Source organism: Actinopolyspora mzabensis (genome assembly GCF_900101095.1).
GTDB lineage: Bacteria > Actinomycetota > Actinomycetes > Mycobacteriales > Pseudonocardiaceae > Actinopolyspora > Actinopolyspora mzabensis.
Window position 1 is genome coordinate 215,941 of sequence record NZ_FNFM01000009.1, and the last position, 17,660, is coordinate 233,600.

At 68.7% G+C, this 17,660-nt stretch carries 17 protein-coding genes; 9 read left to right on the forward strand and 8 right to left on the reverse strand.

What is annotated here, in order from left to right; all coding sequences use genetic code 11:
• Positions 1 to 67: 67 nt before the first annotated feature.
• Positions 68 to 982, reverse strand: coding sequence for a DMT family transporter (locus BLR41_RS16455; protein WP_092629511.1), 915 nt, complete (start codon positions 980 to 982; stop codon positions 68 to 70).
• A gap of 74 nt (positions 983 to 1,056) precedes the next feature.
• Between BLR41_RS16455 and BLR41_RS16460 the strand changes: the two genes are divergently transcribed.
• Together BLR41_RS16460 and purE are read left to right on the forward strand one after the other, a co-directional pair.
• Positions 1,057 to 1,980 carry a LysR family transcriptional regulator gene (locus BLR41_RS16460; RefSeq protein ID WP_092629666.1) on the forward strand — a complete coding sequence of 308 codons (924 nt, stop codon included), beginning with the start codon at positions 1,057 to 1,059 and terminating at the stop codon, positions 1,978 to 1,980.
• Between the two features lie 137 nt (positions 1,981 to 2,117).
• A complete protein-coding gene (purE, locus tag BLR41_RS16465) occupies positions 2,118 to 2,609 on the forward strand; it encodes a 5-(carboxyamino)imidazole ribonucleotide mutase (RefSeq protein ID WP_092629669.1) in 492 nt (163 codons plus the stop codon).
• 36 nt (positions 2,610 to 2,645) lie between these two features.
• Here the strand turns inward: purE and BLR41_RS16470 are convergent, their stop codons facing one another.
• The 4 genes from BLR41_RS16470 to BLR41_RS16485 all read right to left on the reverse strand — a co-directional run bounded on the left by BLR41_RS16470 (position 2,646) and on the right by BLR41_RS16485 (position 7,533).
• Positions 2,646 to 3,431 carry a thioesterase family protein gene (locus tag BLR41_RS16470; RefSeq protein ID WP_092629513.1) on the reverse strand — a complete coding sequence of 262 codons (786 nt, stop codon included), beginning with the start codon at positions 3,429 to 3,431 and terminating at the stop codon, positions 2,646 to 2,648.
• Positions 3,432 to 3,495: 64 nt separating this feature from the next.
• A complete protein-coding gene (locus BLR41_RS16475) occupies positions 3,496 to 4,227 on the reverse strand; it encodes a TIGR03089 family protein (protein WP_092629515.1) in 732 nt (243 codons plus the stop codon).
• Positions 4,228 to 4,326: 99 nt separating this feature from the next.
• A complete protein-coding gene (locus tag BLR41_RS16480) occupies positions 4,327 to 5,868 on the reverse strand; it encodes an LCP family protein (protein ID WP_245694334.1) in 1,542 nt (513 codons plus the stop codon).
• 234 nt (positions 5,869 to 6,102) lie between these two features.
• Positions 6,103 to 7,533: an LCP family protein gene (locus BLR41_RS16485; protein ID WP_245694336.1), complete on the reverse strand. Its 1,431-nt coding sequence runs from the start codon at positions 7,531 to 7,533 to the stop codon at positions 6,103 to 6,105.
• A gap of 563 nt (positions 7,534 to 8,096) precedes the next feature.
• Between BLR41_RS16485 and rfbB the strand changes: the two genes are divergently transcribed.
• Together rfbB and rfbD are read left to right on the forward strand one after the other, a co-directional pair.
• Complete coding sequence (gene rfbB, locus BLR41_RS16490) at positions 8,097 to 9,071, forward strand: dTDP-glucose 4,6-dehydratase (RefSeq protein ID WP_092629517.1); 975 nt, start codon at positions 8,097 to 8,099, stop codon at positions 9,069 to 9,071.
• Between the two features lie 236 nt (positions 9,072 to 9,307).
• Positions 9,308 to 10,219, forward strand: a complete 912-nt coding sequence (rfbD, locus tag BLR41_RS16495; protein ID WP_092629519.1) for a dTDP-4-dehydrorhamnose reductase — start codon at positions 9,308 to 9,310, stop codon at positions 10,217 to 10,219.
• 73 nt (positions 10,220 to 10,292) lie between these two features.
• On the opposite strand, the gene BLR41_RS16500 is transcribed toward rfbD, so the two are convergent.
• The 3 genes from BLR41_RS16500 to BLR41_RS16510 form a co-directional block, all read right to left on the reverse strand.
• The gene (locus BLR41_RS16500) at positions 10,293 to 10,754 is read right to left on the reverse strand and encodes a VTT domain-containing protein (RefSeq protein WP_245694346.1); all 462 of its coding nucleotides are present in this window, start codon (positions 10,752 to 10,754) and stop codon (positions 10,293 to 10,295) included.
• 258 nt (positions 10,755 to 11,012) lie between these two features.
• Positions 11,013 to 12,107 (reverse strand): glycosyltransferase family 4 protein, encoded by a 1,095-nt coding sequence (locus BLR41_RS16505; protein ID WP_218120196.1) that lies wholly within the window; start codon positions 12,105 to 12,107, stop codon positions 11,013 to 11,015.
• Entirely contained in the window at positions 12,088 to 14,574 is a 2,487-nt protein-coding gene (locus BLR41_RS16510; protein ID WP_092629674.1) for a glycosyltransferase, read from the reverse strand. The genes BLR41_RS16505 and BLR41_RS16510 overlap by 20 nt, the downstream gene beginning before the upstream one ends.
• A gap of 217 nt (positions 14,575 to 14,791) precedes the next feature.
• Here BLR41_RS16510 and BLR41_RS16515 point away from each other — a divergent pair, with 217 nt between their 5' ends.
• The 5 genes from BLR41_RS16515 to BLR41_RS16535 are packed head-to-tail and all read left to right on the forward strand — an operon-like array spanning position 14,792 to position 17,650.
• Positions 14,792 to 15,250: a YbaB/EbfC family nucleoid-associated protein gene (locus BLR41_RS16515; RefSeq protein ID WP_092629521.1), complete on the forward strand. Its 459-nt coding sequence runs from the start codon at positions 14,792 to 14,794 to the stop codon at positions 15,248 to 15,250.
• Between the two features lie 3 nt (positions 15,251 to 15,253).
• On the forward strand, positions 15,254 to 15,586 hold the full coding sequence (locus tag BLR41_RS16520; protein ID WP_092629523.1) for a type VII secretion target: 333 nt from the start codon (positions 15,254 to 15,256) through the stop codon (positions 15,584 to 15,586).
• A 1-nt stretch (position 15,587) separates the two neighbouring features.
• Complete coding sequence (locus BLR41_RS16525; protein WP_092629524.1) at positions 15,588 to 16,520, forward strand: WXG100 family type VII secretion target; 933 nt, start codon at positions 15,588 to 15,590, stop codon at positions 16,518 to 16,520.
• Positions 16,521 to 16,576: 56 nt separating this feature from the next.
• Positions 16,577 to 17,080, forward strand: coding sequence for a DUF6346 domain-containing protein (locus BLR41_RS16530; RefSeq protein ID WP_176798019.1), 504 nt, complete (start codon positions 16,577 to 16,579; stop codon positions 17,078 to 17,080).
• Between the two features lie 51 nt (positions 17,081 to 17,131).
• Positions 17,132 to 17,650, forward strand: coding sequence for a DUF6346 domain-containing protein (locus BLR41_RS16535; RefSeq protein ID WP_176798020.1), 519 nt, complete (start codon positions 17,132 to 17,134; stop codon positions 17,648 to 17,650).
• Positions 17,651 to 17,660: the final 10 nt, after the last annotated feature.

Here is a 17,660-nt window from a genome sequence, read left to right on the forward strand (position 1 = left end):
TCGGGTCCCGAAGGCCCGGGGTCCCGAAGGCACGGGGTGGAAGCGCTCCTCTGGAGCCCCCGGTGCGTCAGGAACGCGCCCGACGGCCCACGAACCAGACCGTCCCCACCACCAGCGCGCACCCCAGCAGCTGCCACCACGTGGGTGACTCCCCGAGCAGCAGCACTCCCCACAGCACGGCCAGCACCGGTTGCAGCAGCAACAGGGTGCTGCCGACACTGCTCGGCACCCGCGGCAGTGCCGACCCCACCACCAGCAGGCCGGTGACCTGTGACGAGAGTGCGAGCGCGGCCAGCCACCCCAGGGCGGGCCAGCCTACCGCCAGTTCCACGCCCTGCCACGGCCCGCCGAGCAGCAGCGCGGTGGCGGCTGCCGAAACGGAGGCGAGGCAGACCGGCGAGAAGCGGTGCCTGCCGTGTCGCGTGCCGCTCAGTCGCAGCATGAAGAGATAGCCGCCGTAGGCCACTCCCGAGGCGGCTCCCAGCAGCGCGCCGTAGGCGGGGGCATCGCCGAACGCTCGGCTGTCCGCCACACCGCCCACCAACGCCACCCCCGCGAGCATCACCGGCGTGGCCAGCAGGAAACCCACCGAGAGCCGTTCGCGGGTGATCAGCAGCGCGAGCAGCGGCGCCGCGAGCACCTGCACGTTGTTGAGCACCGTGGCGATGCCGGTGCCGATGTTGACGATGGACTCGCCCCACAACACCAGGTCCAGCCCCAGGAAGAATCCCGCCAGCAGATCCAGCGCCTGCCACCGGAAACCCCGGCCGCCGAGCCTGCGCCGTTCGAGTAACGCCAGCGGCAGCAAAACCGGCAGAGCGAGCAGGCAGCGGTAGAACGCGGCCGTACCGGCGGCGGTGCCGGACAGCTGCATGAACAGTGCGGAGCCCGACAGGATCGTGGCGCCGAGCGTCAGTACCAGTCGCGCGTCGGGAGCGGTAGTGCGTCCGGTAGCGGGCGGTTCGGTCTCGGGGGCGGTCATGACTCCAACGATGCTGGTTGAAAATATTCAGCACAATCGAATGTTTCTGGCCGGAATTCGGTAGCATCGCTTCCGTGTTCAATGTGGAACGACTTCGTGCGTTGCACGCCGTCGCAGCGCACGGCTCCGTGGCGCTGGCAGCCTCGGCGCTGCACGTGACTCCCTCCGGCGTTTCGCAGCAGCTCGCCAAGCTGGAACGTGAGGCAGGACACCAGCTGTTGGAGCAGCACGGTCGCGGCGTACGTCTCACGGCAGCGGGGCACGTGCTCTCCAAGCACGCCTCGGAGATCCTCTCCAGGATGTCGGAGGCGCAGTCCGATCTCGACGGCCTCAGCGAGGAGATCCTCGGCCCGCTGCGGATCGGCTCGATCTCCACCGTGCTGCGGGCGGTGGTTCCCGGCGCGCTGAGTGCGCTGCACCGCAGGCACCCCCGGCTGGAGGTGACGCTGCGCGAGGGCGAGGCCGAGGAGACCCTGCCCGCCCTGGTGGGGCGCGATCTCGACCTGGCGGTGCTGGAGAGCTGGGATCGGCTGCCCACGCAGCTGCCCGCCGAGGTCAGCTATCGCAGGTTGTGCACCGACACCGCCGACGTCGCGCTGCCGGAGCAGCACCGGCTCGCCCACCGGACCTCGGTCTCGCTGCACGAACTGGCCGACACTCCCTGGGTGAGCTGGGCCACCGGGACCGCCTGCCACGAGTGGTTGGTGCAGACCCTGCGGGCTCAGGAGTTCGAGCCGCGCATCACCTGCAACGTCGCGGGGTATCCCACCCAGCTCGAACTGGTGGGCGCCAATCTCGCGGCGGCCCTGGTGCCCAGACTGGCCCGAGATTCGGTACCCAGCGGAGTCGCGGTGGTGCGAACCAGGCCGGTGCTGCAGCGGCAGGTGCTCGCCGTCTGGCGCACCGACTCCGAGCGCCCGGCGATCCGTGCCTGCGTCGACGCGCTGGCGACCGTCACCGAGCAGCAGACCCTGGTGGCGCCGCAGGAACACCAGTAGCAGCGCCGACTCGGGTTTCCACCGCCCGACCGAGCTCGTATCCGGGCATCTAGGCTCAGCGGGAAACCGATTTCGACGACCTCGGGGAGGAAGCGTTGGTGGAGTCCGACGAGCGGACACCGCTGGTGGGCCTGGTGATGGGCAGCGATTCGGACTGGTCGGTGATGCGCGAAGCGGGGGAGGCGTTGCGCGAGTTCGACGTCCCCTACGAGGTGGGCGTGTACTCGGCGCACCGCACTCCGCAGCGGATGCTGGACTACGCGGGCGGCGCGGCCGAGCGCGGGGTCCGGGTGGTCATCGCCGGTGCGGGCGGTGCGGCACACCTTCCCGGCATGGTCGCCTCGGCCACGGTGCTGCCGGTGATCGGTGTTCCGGTGCCGCTGAAGTACCTGGACGGCATGGACTCGCTGCTGTCCATCGTGCAGATGCCCGCCGGTATACCGGTGGCGACCGTCTCCGTCGGTGGCGCCCGCAACGCCGGGCTGCTCGCGGTGCGCACGCTGGCCGCCGATTCGGGAGAGCTCGGCGCGCGGCTGCGCGACCGGATGAGCCGGTTCCAGAGCGAGCTGGAGACCAAGGTGCTGGACAAGGACTCCGCGCTGCGCGAGCGGGTCGCGGGCGGGGAGTAGGAGAAGCAGCGCCGTGCGGAACCGGCAAGCCCCTGCTCAGCCGAGCTCGTTGACGAGCACCGCTTCCTGGGCCGTGCCGATCGGGCTGTAGGTGTCGAACAGCCGCGCTCGCGCCACCCCGATGCCGCTGGTCTCGACGTCCCGCCGGATCTCCATGCCGAGCCATTCGCCCGCCAGTTCGCGGTGCAGGTAGCAGGTGATGTCGGTGTTGATCCAGGGGCCGAACAGTTCGCCGATCGGGCTGGCCGCGCTGATGCAGTCCACCAGGGTGGCGGTGTGCACCAGTGGGGTCATCGGCTCGTTCGGCAACAGCGGCACCGGCATCCGCATCCACACCCTGCTGGCGTCCGGGCTGCTCTGGTCGTCGATCCACCGCACGTCGACCACGTCGTGCACTCCCCAGCGCAACCCGAGTTCGGGAGGGATCAGCGATCCGTCGGCGATACCGTCCGGGCCGGTGAACGGCGGAACCGACGTGGAGTTCGGCCCGTCCAGCTCGCTACGCCGCAGCAATTGGGCGGTCGCCCGGGTGAGCGTCTCCTCGCCCCTGGTCAGTTCCGCCTCGATCACTTGGAGGCGTTTGCCCGACCGCAGGGTGCGGGTCGAGACCGCCACGTGTTCGCGGGGAACCGGGCGCATCAGGTCGAAGGTCATCCGGGCCACGAACATTTCGGGATCCGCTGCCGCGCGCTCGATGGCGCGTGCCAGCAGTCCCGCCACCGGACCACCGCCGGTCAGTTCGCCCCAGGGGTTTCCCGCGGCCTCGGTCGGGATGAATCCGGTTCCGTCGGTCTCGAACAGCGTCCGCCTCGCATCTGGCACACCCTGATGCTACTTGCGAGTAAAGCAAATTGCGAGACGTGTCCGATCCGGTTTTGTCGTCCCGTCAGTCCTCGGCGCCCAGTTCCACCGTGATCTTCTCGTCGGAGCGCCGTTTTTCCAGCAGCTCGGTGTTCCCGCCTTCGGGCAGCCCGGTCAGTTGCACCAGCGAGGCCCGCGCGGCCAGCACGGCCAACAGGCTGTCCACCGCACCCTCCGGGAGCGTCCAGTCCAGTGTGGAAAGCACCCGGTCCTGCTCGCCGATACCCGAGCTCGCGGCACTCCGCCGCGCCGACTCGATCACTTCGTCCACGGTGGAGTCGAACAGCGCGGGAGTGTCACCGGGGACGGGCAGTAGCGGACTGAACTCGTCGCCGCGGACCCGCACCTCGGACGCGTAGTCCAACACCTTGTCGTCGAGCCCAGACACGGAGCCACCGAGCGCGTCCAGCCCCACCGCGACGACGGTGTGCGCTCCGCTGCCCTCGGACACCCGTTGTCCGGGGACGAAAGCCGCCTCGGACCCCGCCGGGGAGTCCGTCACGCGGGCACCACACCACCAGGCTCCGAGCAGGATCCCCGCGGTCTGCCAGTGGGCGGGCAGCCGAACGGCCACCGACATACCCGGTTCGAGGTCGAGTTCCTCGGTCAGCCAGTTGGCCGTTTTCGCGGCCCAGTTGCCCACCGTGGCGCGGGAGAGCTCGATCCTGCCTCCCGCGGCCTCGTCGTAGTGCGTGATCAGCGGGCGCGCGGATCCGTTGGTAAGCAGGGGTGACAGCAGGCTCGCGGTGACGCTCATTGGGGCAGGTTAACCCACCGGGGCAGTGCCCACTCGATGTCTCCTCCGCCCGGTAGGGGAGTCACGCGCTGTTCGTCACCCCGGCCCGGGAATCCGCTGTCAGTAGACGCAGGGAATCCCCTCCGTGGTGATCTCCCGTTTCGGCGAGTCCACCGGAGCGCTCGACGCGGCCCGCACGCCGTCCAGTCTTACCAGCGGATCCCCGGTCATCCGATGCGTCGGTTCCGTCGAGCCGGGTCGGGACTCGGCAGAAGCGGCGGGTGAGTGTGGCGAACCGGCGGGTGACTGTGGCGAACCGGCGGGTGACCGGGGCGAGCCGGGCCGCGAGCCGGTCGGACTCGGCCGGGACGACGCACCGGGCGAACCGCTGTTCGAGTCCGAAGTGGCCTCGGCGACGTCGTGGCCGAAGCCCGCGACGAACTCGTGCACCCGTTCCTCGTCGACGCTGACGACACTGCGCCCCGCGGAGTTGCGCGCTGTGGTGTCCTCCACCGGGATGGTCACGAAACCGATGTCGCCGGAGGCCAGTGACTGCATCCTGCGCACGAAGTCCAGCACTCGCCAGTCGCTGTCCAGCACCACCGACTTGCGGGCCGCGGTCATCAGGTCCCGGAGCTTGCCGGTGTTCGTCAGGGTTCCGCTGGAGAGCACCTTGTCCGCGACGGCGGCCATGAACACCTGCTGGCGCACGATCCGATCCAGATCACCGTTGGGCAGGCCGTGTCGCTGCCGGACGAACGCCAGCGCGTCCCCACCCGAGATCGTCTGCTCTCCCGCGGGGAACTCGGCGCCGGAGTTCTTGTCGCTGGTCGCGCGTTTCAGGCAGACTCTCACCCCACCGAGGGCCTTGGTGACCTCGTAGAACCCCAGCAGGTTCACCTCGGCGTAGTGATCCACCCCGACGCCCGTCAACGACTCCACGGCGCCGACCAACGCGCGGATTCCCGCCCGCTTGGACAGTTTCTCGATCTCCGCCGCCGTGTGATCACCGGTGGCGCGCAGCTCGTCCTCCCTGGCGGTCTTGGTCAGCCCGTAAATCCCGTTGATCTTTTCGGCCTCCCCGGAGCGACGTACCGCGGTGTCGCGGGGGATCGAGACGGCGGTCGAGGCCGTCCCGTCGTCGGGCACCCGCAGCAGGATGATCGTGTCCGTGTTCAGCCCACTGGCCGACTCGGTGCGCAGCATGTCCAACACCTCGTCCGGCAGCGGGTTGCCCTGGGCATCGGTGCGACTGTCACTGCCCACGAGCAGGATGTCGGTCGCGGTGTCCTCCGGCATCTGCCGGGGCGAGTCACCGATTCGCAGATCGACCTTGTTGGACCGGTCCTCCAGCACTCCCAGCGCGGTCCAGCCCAAGCCGGTCCCCGCCAGGGTCACCACCGAGGCGAGTACCAGCAGGGAGCGCATCGTGACCCGGGCCGTACCTCGCAGCACACGGCTGCCGCGACTACCGGCGGTGCTCCTTCCCCCGTCCGAGACGACGGCCGGGGGAGTATCCGAAGCCGCTGCCTTCCCGCGGGTGTCCGAAACGTCCTCCGGCTCGTCCTCCGGGAGTGTCGAGTCCGACTCCGCGTTACCGGATGCCGCGTCCTCGTCGCGCGGTCCCTCCGACGACGTCGCGTGCGTGTCGGGCTCGTCCACTTGGGTCCTCCTGAAAAGCGGCCTTTTCCCTTCGGTGGTCACTGCGGGACCGCGACACGCCACATCGCGCTCGTGGGAGTGGCACACCTCGAACTCCGGACCAACGTGTGGAGCCGGGAGTCCAAGGTTAACGTGCGAAGGCCGAGTTCATGTGAGGATATTTCGATTATCGGTGCCGTGTCGCCGCTGCTCCAGCGATCGCAGTGGCCACGGTGGCCGCGCGAAACCGCTCGGTCAGTTCACGCAGCGAACCCCTCCCGCCGTGATCGGCTGCTTACCGGTGCTCGGGTCGGTTTCCGAATCCTGCGCCTGCGCCGTGCCGTCCAACCGCACCGCGCCTTCGCCGGCGAACTCGCGGGTGCCGGGGCCGGCGTAGTCGTCCCCCAGATACACCGAGACGCTCCCGGCCGGCACGTCCTCGCTCGCTTCGACCGGCACGCCCCCCAGGTCGGAGGCGGCCAGCTTCGCGGCCTGCTCGGTGTCCGAGGCGTAGCGCACCACCGAGTCCGACATCATGCTCTCCGCGTTGGCCGCGGCGCCGCTGTCGAAGCCCTCCGCCGCGAGGTCCTGCAGGACACGTCCGGCCAGGCCGGACACTCCCGAGGCGTTGTAGACGTTGACCTCGGTCTCGGCGCGCAGCTCTTGAGCCTGCTCGGCATCCCGCTGCGCCTGTTCGCGTTTCCGCTGGGACAGCAGCAGGTTGTCGACGAACCGTTTCACCTCATCGGGCTCGGCGTCCAGCCCGGAGCTGGGGCCGTTCATCTCCACGGGAATGGTGTAGAACTCGATGTCGCCGGCGGCCATGCCCTGCATCTGCTTCGCGAAGGACAGCACGTCCCAGTTCTTGTCCAGTGTGATCGAGTCCTGCAACGCTTTGATCAGCTCGTTCAGCTTGCCGGGGTTGCTGAGCATGCCCGCCGAGAGCATCTTCTTGGCCAGGCCCGACATGAAAACCTGCTGGCGCACGATCCGATCGAGATCGCCCCTGGGCAGGCCGTGTCGTTGCCGGACGAACGCCAGCGCGTCCCCCTTGGAGAGGGTGTGCACCCCTGCGGAGAAGTCGGCACCGGAGTACGGGTCGTCCACCGGGTTCTTCAGGCACACCTTGACACCACCCACCACTTCGGTGAGCTTGTAGAAACCGAGCAGGTTCACTTCCGCGTAGTGTTCGATCGTCACACCGGCGAAGTCCTCGATGGTCTCCATCAGGAACTCCTTGCCCGCCTTCTCGGACAACCTGCTCAGTTTCTTCTCGTCGGTAATCCCCTGCGCCTCCAGCTCCTCCCGCTTCGCCACGCGCTTCCGGTTCAACGCGGAGTTGAGCTTGTTCTCGCCGAACTCGCCCATGTCGACCATGGTGTCGCGCGGGAAGGAGACCGCGCGGGCGCGTTTGCCGTTGTCGGGAATCCGCAGCAGGATCATCGTGTCGGTCAGGTGCCCGCCCCCCTGGCTGGCGCGGAGTTCGCGCAGCACCTCGTCCGGCAGCGGGTTGCCCTGGGCGTCGGTGCGGCTGTCGTTGCCGATCAGCAGGATGTCGGTGGCGCCGTCCGGCGAGTCGCGCTCGTTGTTGATGTCGATGTTGCCCCGCAGGCCGGAATCGAGCTGACTCACCTTGCCCCAGCCGTATCCGGTGGTGCTCAGCACGATGAGCGAGAGCAGCAGCACCAGAATCCGGGGAGCGATCCGGGCACGGCCCCCGCGCCCACCTCCCCGGCCCCCGCGCCGGTCCCACACGTCGGTCGGTGGCGGGGGCTGTCGGGGGTCACGCGGTCGGCCCTGTTGTTCCTGTCGGCTACCCTGCGTGTTTCTCGTCTCGTGCTGCCGTCCCGGTCGTGCGGCAGCGCGTCCGCCGGGCTCGGGCCGCCCGCGGTCGGCGCGGTCACCGGTGTCGTGGAGGCGGCGGGAATCGGGCCTTCCGGCGGGCCCGTTCGGGCCACCCGCTCGTCGTGGCCGGTTGTTCACGCCGAATCCCCCTTGAGCTCCTGAGCGGGGCGGTGCCGTCGGTGGAACTTCGCCGCCCTTGCTGCTGTGTGTAGGTTAACGCTGATCACGGCAGTACGTGGTTCGTAGCGGGAAAAAGTGGCCTAACCTCGATCGGGGGACGCATAGCGTTCACGTTGGGTTGCGTATCAGCTGAGTTCGCCCGCCGCGCCGCATGGCAGACTCGAACGGCCGCCGCGGCCCTCGGGATCGTGCCGCGGAAGTAACACCGTGATGGGAAAGGTGCCATGAAAGTCCTGGTCACCGGCGGAGCCGGTTTCATCGGTTCGCACTACGTGCGGCAGCTGCTCACGGGCGGGTACCCGGCTTTCGACGGTGCCGAGGTGGTCGTGCTGGACAAGCTCACCTACGCGGGCAACCTCGAGAACCTGGCCGAAGTGGCCGATCACCCCCGGCTGCGGTTCGTTCGGGGCGACGTCCGCGATCCGGAGCTGCTCGCGGAGTGGATGCCGGGTACCGATGTGGTGGTGCACTTCGCCGCCGAATCCCACGTGGATCGTTCCATCACGGCGGGTGGCGACTTCGTGCTGACCAACGTCGTCGGAACCGAGAACCTGCTGCGCGCGGCGGTCTCGGCCGAGGTCACCAGGTTCGTGCACGTCTCCACCGACGAGGTCTACGGCTCCATAGCCGAGGGATCCTGGTCGGAGGACCATCCGCTGGAACCGAACTCGCCGTACTCCGCCTCCAAAGCCGGAGCGGACATGCTGGCCAGGGCCTACCATCGAACCCACGAACTGCCGGTCTGCATCACGCGGTGCTCCAACAACTACGGTCCTCACCAGTACCCCGAGAAAATGATCCCCCTGTTCGTGACCAACCTGCTGGACGGCAAGGAGGTCCCGCTCTACGGCGACGGTGGCCACGTCCGCGACTGGTTGCACGTGGCCGACCACTGCCGTGGGATACAACTGGTAGCCGAATCGGGCGAGCCGGGCGAGGTCTACAACATCGGCGGCGGTACCGAGCTGAGCAATTCCGAGCTGACTTCCATGCTGCTCGAAGCAGTGGGTGCGGACTGGTCGATGGTGCGGCCGGTAACCGACCGCAAGGGGCACGACCGCCGCTACTCGTTGCGCCACGACAAGATCAGCGCGGAGCTCGGCTACGGTCCCACGGTTTCGCTGCGGGAGGGGCTCGCCGAGACCGTGGAGTGGTATCGACGCAACCGTGCCTGGTGGGAACCGCTCAAGCACGCCTGAGTGCCGGGCACACCCTCACCGTGCCCCGTCGGCACCCGTGTCGGGAAGCGCCCATGCGGGTAAGCAGCGCGCCTGTCCCCGGTGCGTGAGTCGGATGCATTGCAAGGCCGGGCCGCTCGCCGCGTAGGTCGCTACTCAAGAGCCGGCCCAACGCTGCAAGGCGCCGACTCACGTGACGGCTACCAGACCACGTAACCAGGTCCAGTCATGAATTCCGAATGGCGAGGAGAAAATCGATGCCGCCCTCTGCTTTGCTGATCCCGGGAGGACGTGGCCAGCTCGGCGCCGATCTGGCGGCCGCCCGAGGGGCGGCGGGGCTGGTGCACGCCCCGGGCTCCGCGGAACTCGACATCACCGACTCCGGGATGCTCACCGACGCGGTCGACTCGTTCGCCGACGCCGCGAGTGACGCGGGGCTGCGGCCGGTGGTCATCAACCTGGCTGCCTACACCGCGGTGGACGACGCCGAGTCCGACCGCGCGACGGCGGAGCGGGTCAACACGCGCGGTCCCGCCGAGCTCGCCGGGCTGTGCCGTGAGCGCGGGATGCCGCTGCTGCACGTGTCCACCGACTACGTCTTCGCCGGTGATGCCGTCGAGCCCTACGAACCGACCGACGAGACCGGCCCGCGCAGCGTGTACGGCAGCACCAAGCTGGCGGGTGAACAGGCCGTGCTGGCCGCCCATTCCCGCGCGTGGGTGGTGCGCACCGCGTGGCTCTACGGCGCGCGGGGAGCGAACTTCGTCAGCGCGATGGCCCGGTTGTGCGCCGAACGCGAGACCGTCTCGGTTGCCGAGGACCAGATCGGCTCGCCGACCTGGACCGCCGACCTGGCGGGTGGGCTGTTGGAACTGGCCGACTCGGTCGCGCGCCGGGACGAGCCCGCGGCACGTGTGTTGCACTGCACCAACACCGGCAGCGTGAGCCGTTACGAGTTCGCCAGGGCGATCTTCGAGGAGCTGGGCGCCGACCCCGACCGAGTGCGTCCGGTCGCCACGGCCGATGTGCCCCGCCCGGCGCCCAGACCCGCGTACTCGGTGTTGTCCGACCGGCAGTGGGCCGAGGGCGGCCTCACTCCGCTGCGGCACTGGCGGGAAGCGCTGCGCGTGGCTTTCGAGCGGCACGGTGCCGTCTGGGGCGCGAGCTGAGTTCCGGCCACGCTCCTCTCCAAGGCTGCCCGTGCTTTCCAGTGCTGCCCGTGCGCTGCACTGCGGAGCGCGCTCAGCAGAGCGGAGCACCCGCCAGCGGGGTGCTGAGCCGCAGCAGGCCCGGCAGTGCCGCCAGCAGGCAGAATCGCGCCACCCGGCCGGTGGCGGCGCTGGGCAGCCACACCAGCCACGGAACTCGCAGCATCCCGGCCGCGAGCACGACGGCGGCGAACGGTGGCACGCCGACCAGGCCGCTGAGCAGCACCGTGCTCGCCCCGCCGACGGGGTGTCGCTCGCACAGCTCGCCCAGTCGGCGTGGCCATCGCCACCCCTCGCGGCCACCGTCGCGCTTCAGCAGTTTCGGCAGCCGCAAGGCACCCCGAGCGGCGAGGTAGTGCACCGCCTTGCCCAACAGCTGTCCCACCGCCGCCACCGGGCCCAGCACCCACCACGGCGGGCCGGGCTGGGTCAGCACCACCGAAACCAGGTACACCTCGGCACTGAACACCGGCACCACGGCGGTGCCCGCGCTCATCGCGAACACGCTCAGCGCCCAGAGCACCTTTCCCCCGCGAAGCGAATCTCCCCGGTGTCGCGGAACCGCGCGAGCACTCAGGGTGTACTGCTGATCACCACTGGTGATCCTATCCGCTCCGAAGTCACGGCGGGGCCGAATGGCGTGAAAGTCGCCCGCGAGTGTCCTGCTCGGAACTGGCGCGGCCGAGCGGTGGGAGGTTCCGCCGGTCGAGCTGTCGGCCCCGAGCTGGCGGGCGCCGGAGGCGGCGCCACCTCGTCAGGACCGTGCCAGCCGATAGGCCCGCATCGTTGCCTCGGCGCATCCTTGCCAGGTGAATCCGGCGGCGTGGCCGCGTGCCGCTTCCCGGGACTCGTGGTCCCCGGTTGACTCTACGGCCCGACGCAGTGCCGCGCGCAGTGCCGTGGCACGGCCGTACGGAAACAGGTGGGCGTGCCCCGCCGTCACTTCGCGCAGCGCGGCGATGTCGCTGCACACCACGGGAACCCCGGCGGCCATCGCCTCCAGGACCGGCAGCCCGAATCCCTCGTCGCGCGACGGGAGTACCAGCGCGGTGGCACCCGCCACCACGCTGCGCAGCACCTCGTCCGGCAGGTAGCCGGTGCGCATCACCCGCTCGAGCGAGCGCGCTTCTCCCGTCCCCGTACCGCTCGGACCCGCCATGACGAGCGGCGGCAGTGTGGGATCCAGCGCTTCCAGCAGTGTGGACAGTCCCTTGCGCGGGCCGTCGTCGCCAACGAAGAGCAGATAGTCCGCCGGCAGGCCGTACTGTCGCCGCAGTGCCGGGTCCGGCGGTCGCGCCTCGAACCACTCCGGATCCACTCCCAGCGGGGTCACCACCGTGCGCCGCGCACTGATCCCGAAACGTGCCACGACCCGCTCGGCGACCGCCGAGCTCGGGGTGCACACCACCTTCGCTCGCCGTACGGAGCGGGCCACCGACCGCTCTCGCACTGCACCGCTCGTACCGCTCGCGGATGTGTCGAGGAAGTCGAGATCGTGGATCGTGACGACCCCCGGAGTGCGTGCCGTGGCGGGCTGCACGAAGTTCGTGCCGTGCACCACGTCACCGCGCACACCCAGCGGTTCGATCGGTGGGAACTCCGAACGCGACCAGCACGCCGCCAGCATCCTCGCGGGAAGCGGTGGACCACACGTCCGGGTTCCCGCCGGGGCCGCACCGCGCAGTGCGTACCAGCCGCGGGTGGTCAGTCCCAGCAGCCGCACCCGTGTTTCGGGGAGTTCGGCCAGTGCCTCGCTCAGGCGGGCGGTGTAGCGTCCGATCCCGGTGCGCGTTCCCAACAGCGGGGTTCCGTCCAGCACTATCCGCACGTCAGGGGTTTCCCTTGCCACGCAGCCGTTGCCCGGCGAGTCGGCGCAGTCTGCCCGCCGCACGTTTGGTGACCTCGCGTACCCCGCCCTGGTCCAGGTACTCGCGCAGCAGTCCGACATCCTCGCGCAGCGCCGCCGTCCTCGACTTCCGGGGTGTTCGCGTCAGCGGAGCACTGGCCGGTAGGCGGTCCGGAGCCGGACGCGGAGCGCGGCAGAACTCCGTCAGCGGTCGCAGTGCCGTCTCCCAGGTGAACCGCTCCCGCACCTCGGCGATCCGTTCCTTGCACTCCTGGATGAACGGCTCGTCGTAGAGCACCCGTTCCATGGCTTCCGCCAGGGCATTCGGATCCTCGGCGGGGACCACCACGCCGAGCCGTTCGTCCCGCACCAGGTCGGCGAACGAGTCGCCGTCGGTGGTGACCACCGGCAGCCCTGCCCAGAGGTAGTCCAGCATCCTGGTGCGGAACGCGAAGGTGGTCTCGACGTGTTCGAAGTGCGTGGTGACTCCGCAGTCGGCGTCCAGCAGGTAGTTCTGGCGTTGTTCGTACGGCACCCAGGTCTCGTTGAAGAAGACGTGCTTGTCGGTGAGTCCCAACCGGTCGGACAGTTCCCTGGTCCGGTCCGACATGCCCATCTCCGGGACGTCGGGGTTGGGGTGCCGCATCCCGAGGAAGAACAACCGCAGTTCGGGGTGGTGTTCCGACAGCCGGTGCACCGCGTGCAGCAGGGTGAGCGGATCGAACCAGCTGTACACCCCACCCGCCCACAGCACGATCTTGTCCGCGGGCCCGATGCCCTCCCGTTGCCCGCGCATGCCCGGGCCGGTGCGACTCGGTGGCCGGTTCGGCAGTCCGAACGGCACCACCGAGATCATCGAGCGCATGGTCGGGTCGTCGTCGTAGACCGAGGGTGTGATTCTGCCCAGTGCGGCGAGGTGGCCCAGCCAGAAGTGTCGTTGCCGCTGCGAGGCGCAGAGGAAGAAGTCGCCGCGGCGCAGCTGCTTGTTGAGCACCTCGGTGGTGCCGCGCAGGTCCGCGTCCCTGCGCTGCTCGTCGGTGTCCCTGCCCTGCTCCAGCAGTTCCAGGTGCATCGGGTCGTAGATGTCGCAGATCACGATCGTGCCGGAGTCCTGCCGTCGCAGCGCGGGCACCATCTCCAGCACGTGCCCCTGCACCACCACGATGTCCGCCCAGTCCACGTGCGACGGCAGCTCGCGGGGTGCGGCGCGCAGCACCGCGAAGTCCGCATCGGAGGGAGTGACCTCGGCGTTGACGCTGATCAGTCGCACCTCGTGCTCCACGGCGAGCGCTTCCGCCGTGTGCCATGCCCGGATGGCGGGCCCGGCCATCCGTTCGGTGATCGCGTCCCCGGTCAACACCGCGATCCGGCGCGAGCCCCCGAAGACGGTTTCCAGCTCGAAGGCCTCCACCAGCGCGTCGTGCGCCGCGAGGTAACGCGGTAGCGGATAGGCGGGTTCCATCGCTTTGCGCAGCAGCGGAACCAGGTCGGCGTCCGAGCGGACCCGCTCGCGCTGTTCGACCTCGCGGGCGCGTGCGAACTCGGGCAGCAGGTCGACGAACCGGTCGATGGCGAGCACCCCGGCCAGGACCTGTCGGTCCACGGGTACGGGTGTTTCGTCCTCGCGCGGATCGGCGGGCCTGCGGTCCAGCTCCAGCTGGTGCGGGTCCAGTTCGCCACGGGCGGTCGACCTGCGCACGCTCAACGCGAGCGCGGCGGGCAGCGCACGCGCCAGGGTCGCCTCGGAGACGTTCTTGTACAACGCGGCCAGGGCGTTGCGCTCCAGCAGGTAGTGCTCGCGTGCCGAACTCACCGCGGTCATAGATTCGTGGTGCCGGTGGTAGGCCACCGAGGTCGGCTCGTAGCGCACCCGCCAGCCGCGCAGGTTCAACCGCCACCCCAGGTCCACGTCCTCGTAGAACATGAAGAACCGCTCGTCGAACCCACCGAGTGCTCGGAAGAGCTCGGTGCGTACGAACAGCGAGGAACCGGTGCCGAACAACACGTCGCGGGCGCCGTCGTGACTGCCGTCGTCGAGCTCGCCAGCGTGGCGCTTGTAGCCCATGCCGAACCAGGTAAGCCCGCCGTCGACGAAGTCGATCCGGCTGCCCTGCCAATCCAGCACCTTGCCCGCCACGGCTCCCACCGTCGGTGCGGCACGCAGTACCTCGACCGCCGCGCGCGACCACCCCGGGTCCGGTACCGCGTCGTTGTTCAGGAACGCCAGCACGGTGCCGCTCGCTTCCCGGGCCCCCAGGTTGCAGCCGCCCGCGAATCCCAGGTTCTCCCGGGACGTCAGCAGTTTCACCCCGTCGAGAGCACCGAGCCGTTCCGCGTTCTCGGTCGAACTCTCGTTGTCCACGCAGATGAGTTCGAGTTTGTCGGGTGGGTAGTCCAACTCTCGCGCCGCGTTCAGACAGGTGATGGTGCTGTCGGTGCCGTAGTAGTTGACGGTGATCACCGACACCATCGGCAGCTCGGCACTGTTCCCGGGGTCAGCCACGCCACCAGACTGCCCTATCGGGTGAGTACCGCTTCGCGCAGGCACCCGGTGTCGGGTGTCCGCTGTCCGGAATGATCCGTTCTGCCCAACACGGCCTCACTCGTCTGGTGTCATGTCGCTGTGAACCGCTCCGTAGTATCCGTACGAGTTCGGAGCACGACCGGGTGAAAGGACGAGGGGAAAAGTGAGCACACCTTCCGATCCGGACGAGATGCTGGCCGGTTTCCGGCAGCAGATCCAGGACAAGATGCAGCAGGCGCAGCGCATCCAGGACGCGGCCTCGGCGGTCTCGGGCGAGGCGAGCAGTGGGGACGGTTCGGTGCGGGTGACCGTCGACCAGAACGGCAACATGTCCGATCTGCGGCTGGAGGACGGTGCGCTGCGACAGCGTCCCGAGCAGCTGTCCGAGACGATCCTGACCACGGTGCGTTCGGCCCAGGCGCAGCTCACGGATCGGATGCGGGAAGCGATGGAACCCGTGCTGGGGCAGGACAGCGAGACGATGGATTCGGTGTTGTCCGGGATGCGCGACCGGTTTCCGGTGGAACCGGAGCAGGGGGACGCCGCGTCCACTCGTGGCGGCCAGGACTCCGACGACGAGCAGTTCGACGAGTACGACTGGCTGAACCAGCGCAGGAGGTGAACCTTGGGAGAACAGCGTTTCGACGTCAACACCGACGAGATCCGCGCGCACGCGCAGCACCTGCAGCAGGTGACCGACCGGATCGGCACGGCGCAGGGTGCTGCCGGTGAGGTCTCGCTGAACGGCACGGACGCGTACGGGATCCTGTGCAGCCCCATCCTCACCCCGTTGATCGGTGCGATCGAGGTGCAGTGCATGGCGACCATCGCGACCGCCAACGCGGCGGTGGAGGCCACGGCCGCCGGGATCGAGGGAGCGGCGGAGACCTACGACGCCGTGGATCAGCACGTCTCCGAACTACTGGAGTCGGTGCGCAACGAATTGGGGGAGATCTGACGTGAGCCAGGACAATCCGCTGGTCGAGGCGGAGCCGGATTCCCAGATGTGGGAGGACGGCCTCATGGTCGTCGATTTCGCCGTCGATTCCTGGCGCGCGGTAAAGAATGAGGACTGGGGCGAAGCCGCCATCACCGGCGGCGCCGCCGCTGTGGACGCTCTCGCCACCGTGGCCAATCCGTTCGACGCGCTGTTGACCTCCACCTTCGCCTGGATGATGGAACACGTCTGGCCGCTACCGGACATGCTGGACTCGCTGGCGGGCAACCACGACCAGGTGCAGGCCAACGCCCACACCTGGGCCAACATCTCGGACGAGTTGCAGCAGGCAGCGACGGAGATGCAACAGGCGGTCGACACCGACACGGCAGGCTGGCAGGGACCGGCCGCCGAGTCGTACCGGATGTTCGGCTCCGGCGAGGCCAAGCTCATCGAGGGAGCCGCGGAATCGGCCAGGGCGGTTGGCGCGGCGGTTTCCGGTGCGGGAACGGCCATCCTGATCGTCCGCACCACCGTGCGGGACATGATCGCCTCGGCCATGTCCGAACTGGTCACCTATCTGGTGCGGTCCTCGGCGGCGGCCGGTCTCTCGCTCGGTGCGCTCACCCCGCTGCTCATCGCCGACGGCATCCGGATCGTCGCGAAGTGGGCCAGCAGGGTCTCCGAATGGCTGGACAAGATCGTCCGGGCCTTCCGGCAGCTGGCTGAGCTCGTGGGCAAGGTAAAACCACTGCTGACCAAGGTGGACGAGTTGCTGCAGCCGAACTCGCGGATCGGGAAGGGTATCCAGAACTGGGCGAGCAACCGCTCACTGTCCGATCTGACCCGTGGGCAGGAGATCGCTCGCAACACCGCCGCGATCGGTGCCACGGCCGACGACCAGGACTACGCGGATCACGAGATGGGCAAGCACGATCACACCGACGGTGCGTGAGCCGTGAAGTTTTCGTAGCTCGCGGAGCAGCTATCGGGCCGGTCCTGGGAGAAATCGTGCGTGTTGTTCGTGATGTGTTGCTGGTGCCGATCGGGGTGCTGTTGTTTCTGGCCGCGTTCTTCGTCGTACTGCCGTACTTCGGAACCGGTGCGGCGGGGGCCGAGGTCTCGGCGCGCGGTACCGCTGTCGCGCAGCAGTGCCGCTTCGCGGGGCCGATCGCGAAGTCGAGTGCCCCGAAGCGGGAGAACGTGATCGGCTTCGGATGGATCTGCCGAGCTCGGGTTCACTGGAACGACGGCGGTGTGGAGACGCGCGAAGTGAGCGGTTCGCAACTGACCGGGGACGATGTCGGGAACAGGGTGGACGTTGTCGAGCGGCGGATCGACTACTCCAAGGGCAGCGACACGCGTCCGCAGATCTACCGTGCCGACTTCGAACCACAGGTGCTCTTGGCGTGGGGTTCGGTCCTGGCCACGTGTCTGTTGGGATTCGTGTTCGCCGCTCTCGGGATTTCCGGGCTGTCCCGGATTTTCTCGGGGGAGAGCGTTCCGGTCGAGTGAGTAAAGTTCGTTCGGTTCGATCGCCGAAGAACGGGAGAGGAAGAGTTCGGCGTGCGTGTTGTTCGTTTCATTCGTGACGTGTTGCTGGTGCCGGTCGGGGTGGCACTGTTCCTCTCGGGGATCCTCGTGGTGATCCCGTTCTTCGGTTTCGGGGTTGTCGGTTCGGAAGTGACGGCTCGTGGCACGGCTGTGGCGCAGCAGTGCCGGTTCGACGGTCCGATCACGGAGTCGGACGCTCCGGAGCGGGGCAACATCGTCGGTTTCGGTTACATCTGTCAGGCGCGGGTGACCTGGCGGGACGGCACGACGGAGATGTGGGAGGTCTCGGGTTCGCAGCTCAAGCCCGGCGATGTCGGTGAGGAAGTCGCGGTGGTCCGGCGGGCCATCAGAAGCGGTGGTGCCGGTACCACCAGCACTCGTCCGGAGGTGTTCCGGGCCGATTACGAGCCGAACATATGGCTCGGGGTGCCCGTGATGCTGGCCGTGATGCTGTTCGGATTCATGGTGGGAGTGCCCGCCTGTGTCCGGCTTTACCAGATGTTCAGCGGGAAAGAGTCCGTCGAAACCTGATCTCCCGGCC

Bases quoted from the DNA above. Each gene is read 5' to 3' on its own strand.
- BLR41_RS16500 (WP_245694346.1), bottom strand. From the start codon at position 10,754: ATGAGCGCGGGCACCGCCGTGGTGCCGGTGTTCAGTGCCGAGGTGTAC.
- BLR41_RS16475 (WP_092629515.1), bottom strand. From the start codon at position 4,227: ATGAGCGTCACCGCGAGCCTGCTGTCACCCCTGCTTACCAACGGATCC.
- purE (WP_092629669.1), top strand. From the start codon at position 2,118: ATGGGCAGCGATTCGGACTGGTCGGTGATGCGCGAAGCGGGGGAGGCG.
- BLR41_RS16455 (WP_092629511.1), bottom strand. From the start codon at position 982: ATGACCGCCCCCGAGACCGAACCGCCCGCTACCGGACGCACTACCGCT.
- rfbB (WP_092629517.1), top strand. From the start codon at position 8,097: ATGAAAGTCCTGGTCACCGGCGGAGCCGGTTTCATCGGTTCGCACTAC.
- rfbD (WP_092629519.1), top strand. From the start codon at position 9,308: ATGCCGCCCTCTGCTTTGCTGATCCCGGGAGGACGTGGCCAGCTCGGC.
- BLR41_RS16510 (WP_092629674.1), bottom strand. From the start codon at position 14,574: ATGGTGTCGGTGATCACCGTCAACTACTACGGCACCGACAGCACCATC.